The 12,891-nt window shown below is 59.6% G+C and carries 16 protein-coding genes and 1 pseudogene; 5 read left to right on the top strand and 12 right to left on the bottom strand.

Annotation, left to right across the window (positions count from 1 at the left end; genetic code table 11):
* Positions 1-153 precede the first annotated feature (153 nt).
* Complete coding sequence (locus Q0349_RS08720) at positions 154-1,290, top strand: inner membrane CreD family protein (RefSeq protein WP_298080475.1); 1,137 nt, start codon at positions 154-156, stop codon at positions 1,288-1,290.
* 1 nt (position 1,291) lies between these two features.
* The gene (locus Q0349_RS08715) at positions 1,292-1,474 is read left to right on the top strand and encodes a hypothetical protein (protein ID WP_298080474.1); all 183 of its coding nucleotides are present in this window, start codon (positions 1,292-1,294) and stop codon (positions 1,472-1,474) included.
* 209 nt (positions 1,475-1,683) lie between these two features.
* Here the strand turns inward: Q0349_RS08715 and Q0349_RS08710 are convergent, their stop codons facing one another.
* The 9 genes from Q0349_RS08710 to Q0349_RS08670 form a co-directional block, all read right to left on the bottom strand.
* Positions 1,684-2,259 carry a tetratricopeptide repeat protein gene (locus tag Q0349_RS08710; RefSeq protein ID WP_298080473.1) on the bottom strand — a complete coding sequence of 192 codons (576 nt, stop codon included), beginning with the start codon at positions 2,257-2,259 and terminating at the stop codon, positions 1,684-1,686.
* A 9-nt stretch (positions 2,260-2,268) separates the two neighbouring features.
* Positions 2,269-2,832: a peptidoglycan-associated lipoprotein Pal gene (gene pal, locus Q0349_RS08705; RefSeq protein WP_298080472.1), complete on the bottom strand. Its 564-nt coding sequence runs from the start codon at positions 2,830-2,832 to the stop codon at positions 2,269-2,271.
* A gap of 142 nt (positions 2,833-2,974) precedes the next feature.
* Positions 2,975-4,252: a Tol-Pal system beta propeller repeat protein TolB gene (tolB, locus tag Q0349_RS08700; RefSeq protein ID WP_298080471.1), complete on the bottom strand. Its 1,278-nt coding sequence runs from the start codon at positions 4,250-4,252 to the stop codon at positions 2,975-2,977.
* 100 nt (positions 4,253-4,352) lie between these two features.
* Positions 4,353-5,891, bottom strand: a complete 1,539-nt coding sequence (gene tolA, locus Q0349_RS08695; protein ID WP_298080470.1) for a cell envelope integrity protein TolA — start codon at positions 5,889-5,891, stop codon at positions 4,353-4,355.
* Positions 5,888-6,346 (bottom strand): ExbD/TolR family protein, encoded by a 459-nt coding sequence (locus Q0349_RS08690; protein WP_298080469.1) that lies wholly within the window; start codon positions 6,344-6,346, stop codon positions 5,888-5,890. The genes tolA and Q0349_RS08690 overlap by 4 nt, the downstream gene beginning before the upstream one ends.
* Positions 6,343-7,077, bottom strand: coding sequence for a protein TolQ (gene tolQ / locus Q0349_RS08685; protein ID WP_298080468.1), 735 nt, complete (start codon positions 7,075-7,077; stop codon positions 6,343-6,345). The genes Q0349_RS08690 and tolQ overlap by 4 nt, the downstream gene beginning before the upstream one ends.
* 63 nt (positions 7,078-7,140) lie before the next feature.
* Entirely contained in the window at positions 7,141-8,151 is a 1,011-nt protein-coding gene (gene ruvB / locus Q0349_RS08680) for a Holliday junction branch migration DNA helicase RuvB (RefSeq protein ID WP_298080467.1), read from the bottom strand.
* On the bottom strand, positions 8,148-8,741 hold the full coding sequence (gene ruvA, locus Q0349_RS08675; RefSeq protein ID WP_298080466.1) for a Holliday junction branch migration protein RuvA: 594 nt from the start codon (positions 8,739-8,741) through the stop codon (positions 8,148-8,150). The genes ruvB and ruvA overlap by 4 nt, the downstream gene beginning before the upstream one ends.
* 39 nt (positions 8,742-8,780) lie before the next feature.
* Entirely contained in the window at positions 8,781-9,176 is a 396-nt protein-coding gene (locus Q0349_RS08670; protein ID WP_298080465.1) for a helix-turn-helix domain-containing protein, read from the bottom strand.
* Positions 9,177-9,308: 132 nt separating this feature from the next.
* On the opposite strand from Q0349_RS08670, the gene Q0349_RS08665 reads away from it, so the two are divergent.
* The gene (locus tag Q0349_RS08665; protein WP_298080464.1) at positions 9,309-9,560 is read left to right on the top strand and encodes a hypothetical protein; all 252 of its coding nucleotides are present in this window, start codon (positions 9,309-9,311) and stop codon (positions 9,558-9,560) included.
* 2 nt (positions 9,561-9,562) lie between these two features.
* Positions 9,563-9,814 (top strand): hypothetical protein, encoded by a 252-nt coding sequence (locus tag Q0349_RS08660; RefSeq protein WP_298080463.1) that lies wholly within the window; start codon positions 9,563-9,565, stop codon positions 9,812-9,814.
* 150 nt (positions 9,815-9,964) lie between these two features.
* Here the strand turns inward: Q0349_RS08660 and ruvC are convergent, their stop codons facing one another.
* The 3 genes from ruvC to Q0349_RS08645 all read right to left on the bottom strand — a co-directional run bounded on the left by ruvC (position 9,965) and on the right by Q0349_RS08645 (position 12,285).
* The gene (gene ruvC / locus Q0349_RS08655) at positions 9,965-10,489 is read right to left on the bottom strand and encodes a crossover junction endodeoxyribonuclease RuvC (RefSeq protein ID WP_298080462.1); all 525 of its coding nucleotides are present in this window, start codon (positions 10,487-10,489) and stop codon (positions 9,965-9,967) included.
* Positions 10,490-10,492: 3 nt separating this feature from the next.
* Complete coding sequence (locus Q0349_RS08650) at positions 10,493-11,227, bottom strand: YebC/PmpR family DNA-binding transcriptional regulator (RefSeq protein WP_298080461.1); 735 nt, start codon at positions 11,225-11,227, stop codon at positions 10,493-10,495.
* 149 nt (positions 11,228-11,376) lie between these two features.
* Positions 11,377-12,285: a DMT family transporter gene (locus Q0349_RS08645; protein WP_298080460.1), complete on the bottom strand. Its 909-nt coding sequence runs from the start codon at positions 12,283-12,285 to the stop codon at positions 11,377-11,379.
* Positions 12,286-12,421: 136 nt separating this feature from the next.
* Between Q0349_RS08645 and Q0349_RS08640 the strand changes: the two are divergent.
* Positions 12,422-12,891 (top strand): annotated as a pseudogene (locus Q0349_RS08640) (hypothetical protein); the annotation flags it as partial.

The raw sequence follows: 12,891 nt of genomic DNA, 5'->3' as shown, positions 1-12,891 counted from the left end.
CCCTCCCCCGCTGCGGGCTTCGCCCTGCAGGGGAGGGGGATTTTTCAAATTGCAACCCCCCCCTAGACATTCCCCACACATTTCACCGCACCTTCACACAATGGTGTCCGGCACAGGCGATACTGCCGCTCCCGCTGCTTCAAGGAGTTCCCCATGTCGCCGTATCGCTACCGTATCACCACCGCCCGCTTCCCGTTGCTCCCGCCGCCGCCCGTGTATCCGCGCGGGGCGGTCATCCGCCGTTTTGCCATCGGCGCCATTTTGGTCGCTGTCTTCGTCTTTGTGCTGTTTTTCCTGCTAGGAGCGTTCCTTGGCGCGTCCGCAGGGAAAACCGTAGGGTACGCGCTTATTGCCGCCCTTGTCTGCGCCGCCCCGGTGTCCATCTGCGGTGTTCTCCTCGCCCGGCTGCAATGCTGCCGCAATCTGCGCGGGCTGCTGCTGGCAGCGCTGGCGGGTGCATTGTCCTGGTGCGGCATTGTGATTTGCTTCAATCACGCCCATTTTGACCTTTTCGATCTTTATGCCGCGCTGTTTTTTGCCGCCGTGTCTGCCGTGATTGCCCTCATCGCCCTGCCCAATTCACCGACAATTCACCGCCGCTTCAAGCACTCGCCCTCCGTCAGCGCGATACTGAAAGCCCGCAAACTTCGGAGCATTCCCATGGAAAAAACCACGCAAAAACTCGTCATCATCGCTGTCATCTGCGCCATCCTGCTGATTGCGCTGCAACTGTTCGACGGTCTCGTGCACGACCGCGAGCATTACGCGGACATCGCGCAGCAAAACGTCGCCACCCAGGTGGATGCGCAAAAAGCCCGCGCGACGCTTGCCGACCGCCTCGACCTCTACCGCCTTGCCGAGCGCAGCAGCAAGTACGCGGTGTTGTTCCTGCTCATCACCTTCGGCGGCTGTTTCCTCTTTGAGACGCTGCGCGGGCTGCGTATTCACCCGGTGCAATACACCCTCGTCGGCGCGGCGGTCTGCATTTTCTACCTGCTGCTGCTCTCGCTCGGCGAATACACCGGTTTCACCGCCGCCTACCTGATTGCAGCGCTCGCCTGCAACAGCCTGATTACCGGCTATCTGAGCGTGGTGCTGGGCGGGCTGCGGCGCGCCGCCATCCTCGGCGGGCTACTGCTCACCGCCTACGCCGTGCTTTATCTGCTGCTGCAAACGTCGCGCTACACCCTGCTCATCGGCAGCCTGCTGCTGTTCGCCGCGCTCGCCGCCACCATGTACGGCACGCGCCATTTCGACTGGTACACCCTGAAAAACCGTGAGGATGCCTGAGATGAAACTGTCCACCATCCGCGCCGCCCGTGCCTACGCCACCGCCCTGCTCGCCCGCTACCACCTGCCGACCGCGCCGCTCTCCGTAGAAAAAGCCAACGGCTGCTACGGCATCCAAAGCCCCGCCTGCCGCCTGATTGTCGGCGGCGACGGGCGGGTGTTGTACTTGCGCGGCAAGGCGTAAAAATATATAGCCATCCACCGAAAATTTCAGACAAGGCACGCCGCTGAAGGCAGTACGCGGTTGTACGGCGCGGGGTTTCCCTAAAAAATGGCTCCGCCATTTTTTAGGGTGCCCGGTCAGACGACGCAACACCGTATGAGGCTTTCGGTGGATGGCTATAGAAAAACCCCACCGTTTGGCGGGGTTTAACGTTGTAGTACTGGCATTATTTATTGCAAGGCGCTGATGCCCTGGCTGGCAAGCGTCGCAGCGTCTTCGTTGCGTCCCATCGCGCGCAGTGATTCGACGAGGCGGTTCAGTGCCGCCTGGGCGCGGTCGCCGTTCGGTTGCGCCTTGAGGTAGGCGCCGAGGTAGCGGCTCGCCATATCGTAGTTGCGCTGCATATAGTAGGCGTCGCCAAGCCAGTATTGTGCCAGCGCCGCTTCGGGGCCGCTGGCACCGCTGTTGAGGTATTGTTCAAAGGTACCGATGGCGCCGTTCAGGTCGCCGGCGCGGTATTGGGCAAGGCCTTCTTCGTAGCCGCCGCCAGTGCTGTTTGCCGCAGCGGGTGCGGCTTCGCCCCGGCGCGGGGTGACGACGGCATTGACGCCGCTCGGCAGGCGTGCGCCTTTGCCGACTTCGTCAAGGCGGGTTTGCAGTGCAACCTGGTCGGCTTCCAGTTTTTTCAGGCGGGTACTGAGGTCATTAACCTGGCGCTGGGTGGCGGCGTATTGTTCGGGGTCAATGGTGGCGCAGCCGCTGGCGAGCAGGGCGAAGGTGATGAGGGCAAGGGTATGGCGCTTCATGGCGGCTCCTTAGTAAACGATGACGGCGCGGCGGTTCTTGGCGTAGTCTTCTTCGCTGGAACCGAAGGCGGCGGGGCGTTCTTCGCCGTAGCTCATCACCCGCATTTGTTGTGGCGAGATGCCTTCGGCGACGAAGCGTTCTTTGACGGAGTAGGCGCGGCGTTCACCGAGGCCGATGTTGTATTCGCGCGTGCCGCGTTCGTCGGTGTGGCCTTCGAGTACGACTTTGGTCTGCGGGTGGGCGCGCAGGTATTTGGCGTGCTCGCGGATGACGGCTTCGGAGCGGCTGTCAATGGCGCTGCTGTCAAAGGAGAAGTAGATGATGCGGTCTTTGTCCGCCGATTGTGGCCCGCCGACGACGTTCACGCCGTATTGCGGGTCGTTGTAGTAGTCGGCAGTGCTGGCGCTGCCGCGGCCAAAGCTGTTGTTGTTGCCGTAGGTGGTGCCGTCGCCGTAGCCACCGAAGCCGTTTTCTTGTCCGGCGTTTTCGCCTTCTTCGAGGCCGTAGGGGCTGGAGCAGGCAAAGGCCAGCAGGCTGAAGATGATAAGTCCGAGGGTTTGTTTGTATTTCATGGTTTTTGGGTTCCTTTTTTGTCTTCAGGTTTTATTGGAAAGGGTTGTGGGTGTTTTCTGTTCAGGGGGAAGGATGCGGTTTTGTTTTTGCCCCGCCACGGGGGGCGGGGCATATTGTTTTTATGGTTTTGGGTCGGGCGGCTCAGGGCTGCGGGCGGGTGTCCGGGCCCCAGGCCGGGTCGCGCAGGCGGCCATTGCTGTCGGATAGGGTTTGCGCGACACCGCCTTTGCTGTTGATGACTTTCAGCACGGATCTGCCGCCTTCTTTGGTGGCGTAGATGATGAGTTGTCCGTTCGGGGCGAAGCTCGCGCCTTCGTCAAGGCGACCGCTGGTGAGTGCGTCAAAGCGTTTGCTGGCAAGGTCGTAGGTGCCAATCTGGAAGCCACCGCCGCTTTGGCGTGTCAGCACGAGTGAGCTGCCGTCCGGCGAGAGGTCGCTGTTGGCGCTGTAGCCGCTGCCGGAGACGACGCGCTCGGCACCGCCGCCGTTGCGGCTCATGCGGTAGATTTGCGGACTACCAGAGCGGTCGGAGGTGAAGTAGATGTAGTTGCCGTCTGGCGAGAAGGCGGGTTCGGTATCAATCGCCGCGTGGTCGGTGAGGCGGGTTTTGGCACCGCTGGCGAGGTTTAAGAGGTAGATGTCCGGGTTGTTGTTTTCGGACTGGACGAAGGCGAGGTAGCCGCCGTCCGGCGAGAAGGCCGGGGCGCTGCTGATGCCGTCGCCCTGGGCAACGACGCGGCTGCCGCCGCCGATTTCCTGGATGACGACTTGTGCGTGGTGGTTGGCGTAGGTGACGAAGGCAATGGCGCGGCCGTTCGGCGCCCAGGATGGCGAGAGGATGGGTTCGTTGGAGGAGTAAACGGTACGGCGGTTGGCGCCATCAACGTCAGAGACGAGCAGCGAGTAGCTGCGCGCGCCTTTGGCGCCGCCCTGTTCGAGGACGTAGGCAAGCTGGGTGCCGAAGACACCGCGTTTGCCGGTGAGGCGGTAAAGTATCCAGTCGGCGGCCTGGTGCGCCAGTTGGCGTGCGTCGGCATCATGCAGGTTTTCGTTGGCGAGTTGTGAGGCGCTGTTGACGTCGTTCAGCACGAATTGGCCGGCGTTTGCGCCCTGCATCATCCCCATGACGACGTAGTCGGCGCCGGCCTGTTTCCACGCGGGATACTGGATGGCGGCGGGTGATGCCGGATTTTCCGGGAAGGTTTTGGGGTCAAGCGGCTGGAACAGCCCGGTCTTTTGCAGGTCACTAGCGATGAGGTAGTCCATTTTGACGCCCGGATCGCCCTGTACCGGCAGGATGGCGATGGGGCGCGCCGCCACTTGTGCGCCGGAGACGTTGACTTCGACTTGTGCCTGCGCGGCAGTCCACGGCAGGAGGAGGCAGAGGCCGAGCAGCTTCCATTTTTGGCTATTTTTCATGTGGGTTCACCTTTTGGTTGTGGGTTGCGAGGAGCGCGGCATTTTAGCAGTTTGTCGCGCGGTTGCAGGCTTTTACGCCGGTTGGTGCGGGGTTTCGGGGTCATGGGTCAAATTTGGTGATGATGCCGTCGGAGACCAAGGCTTCTACCGCGCCGGGGTGTTTGGGCATCGGCAGGGGTGAGGCGTCGTGTACGGCGCGCAGCGCGGCGTCGTCAAACAGTTTGTAGCCGCTGCTTTGTTTGATGCTGGCTTTGACAACGTTGCCGCTGCTGTCGAGTTTGACGAAGATTTTGACGGAGAGGTTTTCCGGGATGTTCGGCGGCAGGCGCCAGTATTTTTTCATCCGCGCGCCAAGGGTGTTGACGCCAAAGTCTTTGAGGGCGGCAACGGCTTCGGCGCTTTCTTTGCCTTTGGCGTCAGCTTCGAGTTCGGCTTGCAGCGCGGCCATCGCTGCTTTTTTGTCCGCCTCCGCCTTGGCTTTGGCGGCTTCGCGTTCGGATCGGGCTTTTTCGGAGGCAGCTTTGGCAGCGGCTTCTTTGGCCGCTTTTTCGGCGGCTTCTTTTTCGGCTTTGGCTTTTGCCGCCGCTTCTGCTTTGGCGGCTTTTTCGGCTGCCGCTTTTTCCGCTGCTTCTTTGGCGGCGGCTTCTTTTGCCGCTTTGGCGGCTGCGGCTTTTTCGGCCTTGGCTTTTGCCGCAGCTTCTGCTTTGGCAGCAGCTGCGGCTTCGGCCGCTTCTTTGGCAGCCGCTTCTTTGGCAGCTGCGGCTTTTTCGGCCTTGGCGGCAGCGGCTTTGGCGGCTTTGTCTGCCGCTGCTTTTTCCGCTGCTTCTTTGGCTGCGGCTTCTTTTGCCGCTTTGACCGCCGCAGCTTTTTCGGCTTTTTCGGCGGCGGCTTTGGCTTCTTTTTCGGCTTTGGCTTTTGCCGCTTTTTCGGCTTTGGCCTTGGCGGCGGCCTCGGCTTTGGCTGCCGCTGCCTGTTCGGCGACTTCCTGGGCGGCGATTTCTTTGGCGCGTTTTTCGGCGGCTTTTTTCTCGGCCGCTTTTTCGGCTTTGGCTTTTGCTGCGGCTTCTGCCTTGGCTTTGGCTGCCGCTTCGGCTTTTTCTGCTTTGGCTTTTTCGGCGGCTTCTTGTTTAGCTTTGGCGGCCGCTTCTTTGGCGGCAGCGGCTTGTGCGGTTTTTTCGGCGGCCGCTTTTTTCTCGGCGGCGGCTTTGGCAGCGGCTTCGGTACGGGCTTTTTCTGCCGCTTCTTGTGCGGCTTTGGCGGCGGCTTCTGCGCGCGCTTTTTCGGCCGCGGCCTTGCGTGCAGCAGCTTCTGCCTGGCGGCGTTTTTGTTCTTCGGCGCGGCGCTCGGCTTCGATCGCTTTGCGCTCTGCGTCGAGGCGTTCTTGTTCTGCCGCCTGTTTGCGGTTTTCGATGCGGTCGATGGTGTTTTTCAGGGTGGCGGCATCGACGATTTGGGTGTTGATGGCGGGGCGTATTTGTTCGCTTTTTTCGCCCGGCGGTTTTTCGCCGCTGATGTCCACCGGGTATTCGCGGCTCAAGAGGATGATGAGCGCCAGGGTGAGTAGGCCGATGCCGATGCCGGCCGCGCCACCGAGGTTGTCCTGGATGCGGTCGCGCTTCGGCGCGTGGTATTCGTTCACTGCGTGGTCTCCGCCGCGCTTTCCGGGGGTTGTTCGGTGACGAGGCCGACTTTCGGCGCACCCGCCTGTTGCAGGAAGACGATGCCGTCGATGACTTTGTTGTAGTTGGCGTTGGCGTCGCCCTGGACAAGGACGGGCAGGTCAGGGTGCGCGGTCATTTCCTGGTTGACGATGTCAACGATTTCTTCGGGTTGCAGCGGGCGGGTGCTGTCGCCCCGGTTGAAGTAGTAGTTGCCCTGCGCGTCAACGGTGAGGACGAGCGGCATGAGGTCGTTGCCCGCGTCTTCGGGCATTTCGATGACGTCGGCGGTGCTGTCGGGCAGGTCGATTTCGATGGATTGCTGGTGGATGAGCGGCGCGGCGATCATGAAGATGACGAGCAGCACGAGCATGACGTCGATGTAGGGCACGACGTTCATTTCGGCTTTGGCTTTGTGGCGGCGACGTCGGATCATGCGGGTTTTCTCGGTTGTGCCTGTTGTTGTTGGCGGCGCTGGTAGTCGCGCGCGATGATGATTTGGCGTTGCAGGAGGTTGGAGAATTCTTCGATGAAGGCGTCGTATTCGACGACGAGGCTTTCGGAGCGGGTGACGAAGTAGTTGTAGGAGAGGACGGAGGGGATGGCGGCGAGCAGGCCGATGGCTGTGGCAATCAGGGCTTCGGCGATACCGGGGGCGACGCTGGAGATGCTGGCGCTTTGTGCGCCGCCGATGGCGATGAAGGAGTTCATGATGCCGTACACGGTGCCGAGCAGGCCGATGTAGGGCGCGGATGAGCCGATGGTGGCGAGCAGGTTCAGGCCGCGTTCCTGACGCGAGCTTTCGCGGTTGAGCGCAGCGGTCATGGCGCGGCGGCAGTTGTGGACGATGACGTCGGGGTTGTCGAGGCTGTTACCGTGGAATTGCATAAACTCGCGGAAGCCGTCGGTGAAGACGCGCTCGATGCTTTCGGGGTTTCGTTTTTCGTAGCCGGCGTAGAGGATTTCGAGGTCGCTGCCTGACCAGAAGGTTTTGTCGAATTGTTTGATTTTCTGGCGCAGGCGCAGGAACTGGACGTATTTTTTGCCGGTGATGAACAGGGTGGTGAGGAACATCATGAAGAGGATGAGCATGATGAATTTGACCGGGATGCTGGCATCACCGATGAGGCGGGAGACGGACAGGCCGGTTTCTGCGGTCGGGTGCAAGGGGGTTCTCCTGTTGGGGTTTGCGGGGTTGCGGTAGTGTAACGTTGGCGCGTCCGGGCAAGGTTACGGTTTGGGCATTTCCAGGCCGAGATGCGCATAGGCGCGGGCGCTGGCGACGCGGCCGCGTGGGGTGCGTTGCAGGTAGCCCTGCTGGATGAGGTAGGGTTCGACCACATCTTCCAGGGTGCCGCGTTCTTCGCCGATGCTGGCGGCGAGGGTGTCGAGGCCGACCGGGCCACCGCCGAAATGGTCGATGATGATGGTGAGCAGGCGGCGGTCGAGGTTGTCGAAGCCGCAGTGGTCGATGGCGAGCAGCTCCAGCGCTTCATCGGCGATGGCGCGGGTAATGATGCCGCCGCCGCGCACGTCGGCATAATCGCGCACGCGGCGCAAGAGGCGGTTGGCGATGCGCGGTGTGCCACGCGCACGTTTGCCGATTTCCACCGCGCCGTCGCGTTCCATCTTCACGCCAAGCAGTTCGCCCGCACGCAGGACGACGGCGGTCAGTTCGCTTTCGCTGTAGAACTGCAAATGCTGGCTGATGCCGAAGCGGTCGCGCAATGGCGCACTCAAAAGACCGCTGCGGGTGGTGGCGCCGACGAGGGTGAACGGTTTGATGGGGAGGATAATGGAGCGCGCCGCCGGGCCTTCGCCAATCATGATGTCGATGCGGTAGTCTTCCATCGCCGAGTACAGCACTTCTTCCACGGCGGGCGAGAGGCGGTGGATTTCATCGATAAAGAGGACGTCATGCGCTTCCAGATTGGTCAGCATCGCCGCCAAATCGCCGCCCTTGTCGAGGATGGGGCCGGAAGTCTGGCGCAGATTCACCCCCAGTTCGGCGGCGATGATATTCGCCATCGTCGTTTTGCCCAGCCCCGGCGGGCCAAAGAGCAAAACGTGGTCGAGCGCTTCCTTGCGGGACAGTGCCGCTTTGATGAAAATTTCCATCTGCGCTTTCAGCGCGCTTTGCCCGATGTAGTCGGCGAGGCGTTTCGGGCGCACGGCGCGCTCAACGGCCTGTTCGTCGTTGCCGAGGCTGTTGCCGTGAATGAGGCGGTCGGATTCGATCATGTCTTGAATTTGAGTTGCAGCGCGCGGCGGATAAGGGTGTCGGTGTCGGCGTCGTCATCGCCGACACGCTCAATCAGTTGCGCCGCTTCCGCCGGTTTGTAGCCAAGTGCAATGAGCGCTTCTTCGGCATCGAGCCGCGCCGAGGCCGGACGCAGAATACTGCCCTGCCCTGCCCCACCCGCCGTGGGTAGCCTGCCAACGCGGTCGTTCAGCTCCACCAACAGCCGTTCGGCGGTTTTTTTGCCGACACCGGGCAATTTCACCAGCGCGGCGCTGTCCTGCGCACGCACGATTTGCGCCAGCATTTCCCCGTCGAAACCGGAGAGAATGAGCAGGGCGATTTTCGGGCCGATACCGCTGACACGGATGAGTTCGCGGAACCAGCCGCGCTGCTCCAGCGTGAGAAAACCATAGAGAAAATGGCCGTCGTCGCGCACCGCATGATGCACAAACAGCGCCGCTTCCTGCCCCTCATGCACCCGCTCCAGTACGGCCAGCGGCACAGCGAGTTCGTAGCCGACACCGCCGGTTTCAAGAATCAGTTGCCCGGCCTGTTTGACCAGTACCGTACCGCGCAGGTAAGCAATCATCCCAACCCCGTATTTGTTTGAAAAATTCTCGCCAGTACCTTATATGGCGGATGGATCATGTTTTTTTATTATGCTTTTGAGCATATGAATTTGTTCGTCTTTTTGCTCAATAATTTCTTTTTGATGTGCAATAATCAAATTCATACGTTCAATTTCAGCTTGCAACAATTCATTATTTGCATAATGATTGTAATGATAGTTGGCGTTATGGTTCTGTGTTTGCACAACCACATTCTTATCGTTTGTACGCAGAAGTTCAATCATATCAACACCAAGCGTTTGGGCAATCTGATGCAAACGCTCTATGTTTGGATTGCTTTCTCCACGTTCAATTTTAGCATAACCATTTTTCGACATTCCTAACCGTTCCGCCATTTCTTCCTGGGACCAATGCCGTTCTTCTCGCAGTTCCCGAATAACATCAAAAGCAATCATAATAAAAACCTACTGATAGTGGTTAAAACTTACTGCGAGTGGTGCAACATTACTACTGGCAGTTGGTAGAAAATATAAATTGGTACGTTACAATAATAATCAAATCATACTGTTAAGACAAGAAGCATTAAGTTGTCCATTGAAAATCAAGAAGAAAAATTTACTGCATTTTTGGTTGTTGTCACCATAATTTCAACTATTGTCACATGGGGACTGTCAGGTTGGCTGTTATGGCAATGGCTGGATGTAAGCAGCTTCACCAAAGGCGTCATTTGGTTCTTCGCCTGGGGTGTGGTTGGTGGGCTTGCCCAAGCCTTTATCGCACCATTGCCATCAGTAATCCTGATGTTGGTTCTTTCTTTATTTACAGAAAATAGGAGTTAAAAATGTTTATTTCTTTTTTACGTTTGGTCCGGTTATTTTGTGGTCTTATTGCCGCACTTGTATTTCTCCCAATGTTGTCAAATTTATTAAACATGGGAAATCCTGAAGCAATGGCATTTGCTGTTATGCAATTGATTATTTTTGTTTTCTTTGCAGGGCTGTTTTTCGCTTTGAGGGTATGGATTAACAAAATATATTACAAAAGCCATGGCGAGCCACATCCTTCACTAGGAAAAAGTCCCTGGGCATTATAAAATCTGATTCTTGGATACCCGTTTTAACATTATTCTCTATTAGCCCCTCTCCTGCAAAGAGAGGGGTTTTATTTTGCTCGAAATTACGATTTGCAGGTGTGAGCATGAGTTGAAGGTGACGATTTTTCTCTAAAGACCGTCATATAACCGTCATTGCTCCCAGGCGGTAGCCAGTCCCGCCAGTTGTTGCCGCCGCTGCGTTTGCAGATGGTGCGCGTGGGTCAAGGCGACGGCAAGCGCGTCGGCAGCATCGCTCTGGATAACGCCGCTGCGGTTCAGCAAAATCTTCACCATGTGCTGTACCTGCGTTTTCTCCGCGCCGCCCTTGCCGACCACCGCCTGCTTGATACTTTTCGCCGCGTATTCGGATACGGGCAACTGCGCCAGCACCGCCGCGCAAATGGCGACGCCGCGCGCCTGCCCCAGTTTCAGCGCCGACGCCGGGTTTTTGTGGACGAAAATCGCCTCAATTGCGAACTCCTGCGGGCGGTAGCTGCGAATCAGCTCGCTGATGCCCTGATGAATCATCATCAGGCGCAGCGGCATCGCCTCGTCGGCCAAGCGGATGCAGCCGCTATCGACGTAGCGCACCTCCTGCCCGCTAACATCAATAATGCCGTAGCCGGTGACGCGCGAGCCAGGGTCAATCGCCAGCACACGGCGGGACAACGCCATGATTTAGCCCGCGAAATCTTCCGGGAAATCGGCGTTGGTATAGACGCTCTGCACGTCGTCCAGCTCCTCCAGCCGCTCAATCAGGCGCATCACCTTGTCGGCATCATCGGCGGAGACGGGCGAGAGATTGTCGGCGCGCATCGTCACCTCGCTCTCGTCCGGCGTATAACCGGCGGCGACCAGCGCATCATAGACGGCGGCATAATCGGCAGGGTCGGTCAGCACCTCGGCGCCGTTCTCGTCAATCTCCAAATCGGCAGCGCCCGCCTCCAGCGCGACCTCCATGAAAGCGTCCTCGTCAGCGACCTTTTCAAAGAACAACACGCCGCGCTCGGTGAACTGAAACGCGACCGAGCCGGACGTGCCGAGATTGCCGCCCGCCTTGGTGAAGGCATGGCGTACCTCGCCAACGGTGCGGTTCTTGTTGTCGGTCAAACAATCGACCATCACCGCGACCCCGCCCGGCCCGTAGCCCTCATAGCGGATTTCCTCCATCTGCGCGCCTTCCAGTTCGCCCGCACCGCGCTTGATGGCACGCTCCATCGTGTCCTTGGTCATGTTCTCCGCCTGCGCCTTGGCAATGGCGAGACGCAAACGCGGATTGCTGGACGCATCCGAACCGCCGTGGCGCGCGGCAATCGTCAGCTCGCGGATGAGACGGGTGAAGACCTTGCCGCGCTTGGCATCTTCCTTTGCTTTCTTGTGTTTGATATTTGCCCATTTACTGTGACCGGCCATAAATTCCTCTTAAATTGATTGGATTACGAAAAGGCGCGCATTCTATTACGCACCCCGCGCGAATGCCAGCCACCGCACCTGCCACGGTTTGCAACGCCATTTACATACACCTTCCCCGCTATCCTGTATGTATAGCCGGGCATAACAGACTATGCCTTGCCCCGCCCGCTGTGCATCAGCGCCATGCCGCCGATGGTGAGCGCGCCGCCGCTGACAAGCGACAGGGTCAGCGGTTCGCCCAGCCACCCGGCGGCAATCAGCACGGCGAAGAACGGAATAAGCGTCATGTAGGCGGCAGCATTGCCCGCGCCGAGGGCGGCGATACCCTCGAAATACCAGAGATAGCAAAGCAGGGTGGCGCCGAGGGCGAGCGCCAGCAGCGTTGCCCAGACCGGGGGCGCGACGTGTGCGAGGCTTGCCCATGCCGCCGTGCCTTCGCTGGCGAGGCTGATGACAAAGAGCATCGCGCCGCCGATGAGGGCGGTGGCCGTGGTGGCGGTGAGCGCATTGATGCCTGCCAGCACGCGCCTGCCGAGCAGCGAGTAGCTGACCCAGCAGGCGACGCAGCCGAAAATGAGCCATTCACCCGCGCCGATGGTGGCAAACAGCAACAGCGGATTGCCGCGCGCGGCGACGATGAGCGAGCCGCCGACCGCCAGCGCCATGCCGCAGAGAATGCGACGGTTGAGCCGTTCGCCGAACAGCCACGCCGCGCCGAGCATGGTCAGCGCCGGATTGACAGAAAAAATGACGGCAGCGCGTCCGGCGTGAATATGGCGCAGGCCGAGCATGAAAAAGATGGCAAAAGCGCAGACGCCGCAGGCGGCGGCCAGCGTCAGTCCCGCCCACTGGCGGCGGTTGAGCGCAGCGAGCGTGTGCAGGCGTCCACCATAATGCAACCAGCAAACCAGCCCGGCGGCGGTGATAAAAAAGCGCAGGGTGGCAGCGACCAGCGGCGGCATCGCCTGGGCAACGATGCGCCCCCACGTCCAGCCCGCGCCCCAGATAACGGCCATGCCAAGCAGTTGCGCGTGAATGCGCCAGGTGTGCGATTTCATAACAGTCTCCAACCAACGGGGGCGGGCATGATACGCCTTTTGCCATCGCCCGTTGCCGCCTACCCTCTTGCAAACCGCGTGCAGACAGCCCCACCCTTCCGTATCCTTGCGCCTTTCCCCCAACCGGAGCCCTCCCATGATCCCAACCATCAACCGCAGCGGCTGGTACGCCTTCTTTTTCATTCTCGGCCTGCTCGCCTTGCTGGCGGGCGGATTTTTTGGCGCCATCCTGCTGCTCTTTGCCGGCATTCCCATGTGGGTAGCACTCGGCTTTCCCGTGCTGCTCGGCGGCTATATCAACCTGTGGGCGCGCGGCTACAAGCATCCGCTGTTTAGCCGGAAAACGTGCCTGGCATGGCTCGCCATCCTGCCCGGTGCGGGCGTCGCCGTGCTCTACCCGCTCGGCACCGTGATTTACCGCGAATACCTGTACAGCATCAGCGTTCCCGCCGAAATCAGCCAGTGGCAATACCACCCCGACAGCACAAACAACAAACTCGCCACACTCGACGTCCCTGCCAGCATCAATCTGCAACCGCCCTACCCGAAGCGGTGGTGTCCTAAAATGTATGCTGCCTCAAACAAATCCGTAGTTGATATAGAAAA

The sequence above is a fragment of the uncultured Cardiobacterium sp. genome (assembly GCF_938028185.1).
Classification (GTDB): domain Bacteria; phylum Pseudomonadota; class Gammaproteobacteria; order Cardiobacteriales; family Cardiobacteriaceae; genus Cardiobacterium.
This window is presented reverse-complemented; position numbering and strand designations above follow the sequence as displayed.

Coding starts and splice junctions, on each gene's coding strand:
- Q0349_RS08720 (WP_298080475.1), top strand. CDS start 154: ATGTCGCCGTATCGCTACCGTATCACCACCGCCCGCTTCCCGTTGCTC.
- Q0349_RS08715 (WP_298080474.1), top strand. CDS start 1,292: ATGAAACTGTCCACCATCCGCGCCGCCCGTGCCTACGCCACCGCCCTG.
- Q0349_RS08710 (WP_298080473.1), bottom strand. CDS start 2,259: ATGAAGCGCCATACCCTTGCCCTCATCACCTTCGCCCTGCTCGCCAGC.
- pal (WP_298080472.1), bottom strand. CDS start 2,832: ATGAAATACAAACAAACCCTCGGACTTATCATCTTCAGCCTGCTGGCC.
- tolB (WP_298080471.1), bottom strand. CDS start 4,252: ATGAAAAATAGCCAAAAATGGAAGCTGCTCGGCCTCTGCCTCCTCCTG.
- Q0349_RS08690 (WP_298080469.1), bottom strand. CDS start 6,346: ATGATCCGACGTCGCCGCCACAAAGCCAAAGCCGAAATGAACGTCGTG.
- ruvB (WP_298080467.1), bottom strand. CDS start 8,151: ATGATCGAATCCGACCGCCTCATTCACGGCAACAGCCTCGGCAACGAC.
- ruvA (WP_298080466.1), bottom strand. CDS start 8,741: ATGATTGCTTACCTGCGCGGTACGGTACTGGTCAAACAGGCCGGGCAA.
- Q0349_RS08670 (WP_298080465.1), bottom strand. CDS start 9,176: ATGATTGCTTTTGATGTTATTCGGGAACTGCGAGAAGAACGGCATTGG.
- Q0349_RS08660 (WP_298080463.1), top strand. CDS start 9,563: ATGTTTATTTCTTTTTTACGTTTGGTCCGGTTATTTTGTGGTCTTATT.
- ruvC (WP_298080462.1), bottom strand. CDS start 10,489: ATGGCGTTGTCCCGCCGTGTGCTGGCGATTGACCCTGGCTCGCGCGTC.
- Q0349_RS08650 (WP_298080461.1), bottom strand. CDS start 11,227: ATGGCCGGTCACAGTAAATGGGCAAATATCAAACACAAGAAAGCAAAG.
- Q0349_RS08645 (WP_298080460.1), bottom strand. CDS start 12,285: ATGAAATCGCACACCTGGCGCATTCACGCGCAACTGCTTGGCATGGCC.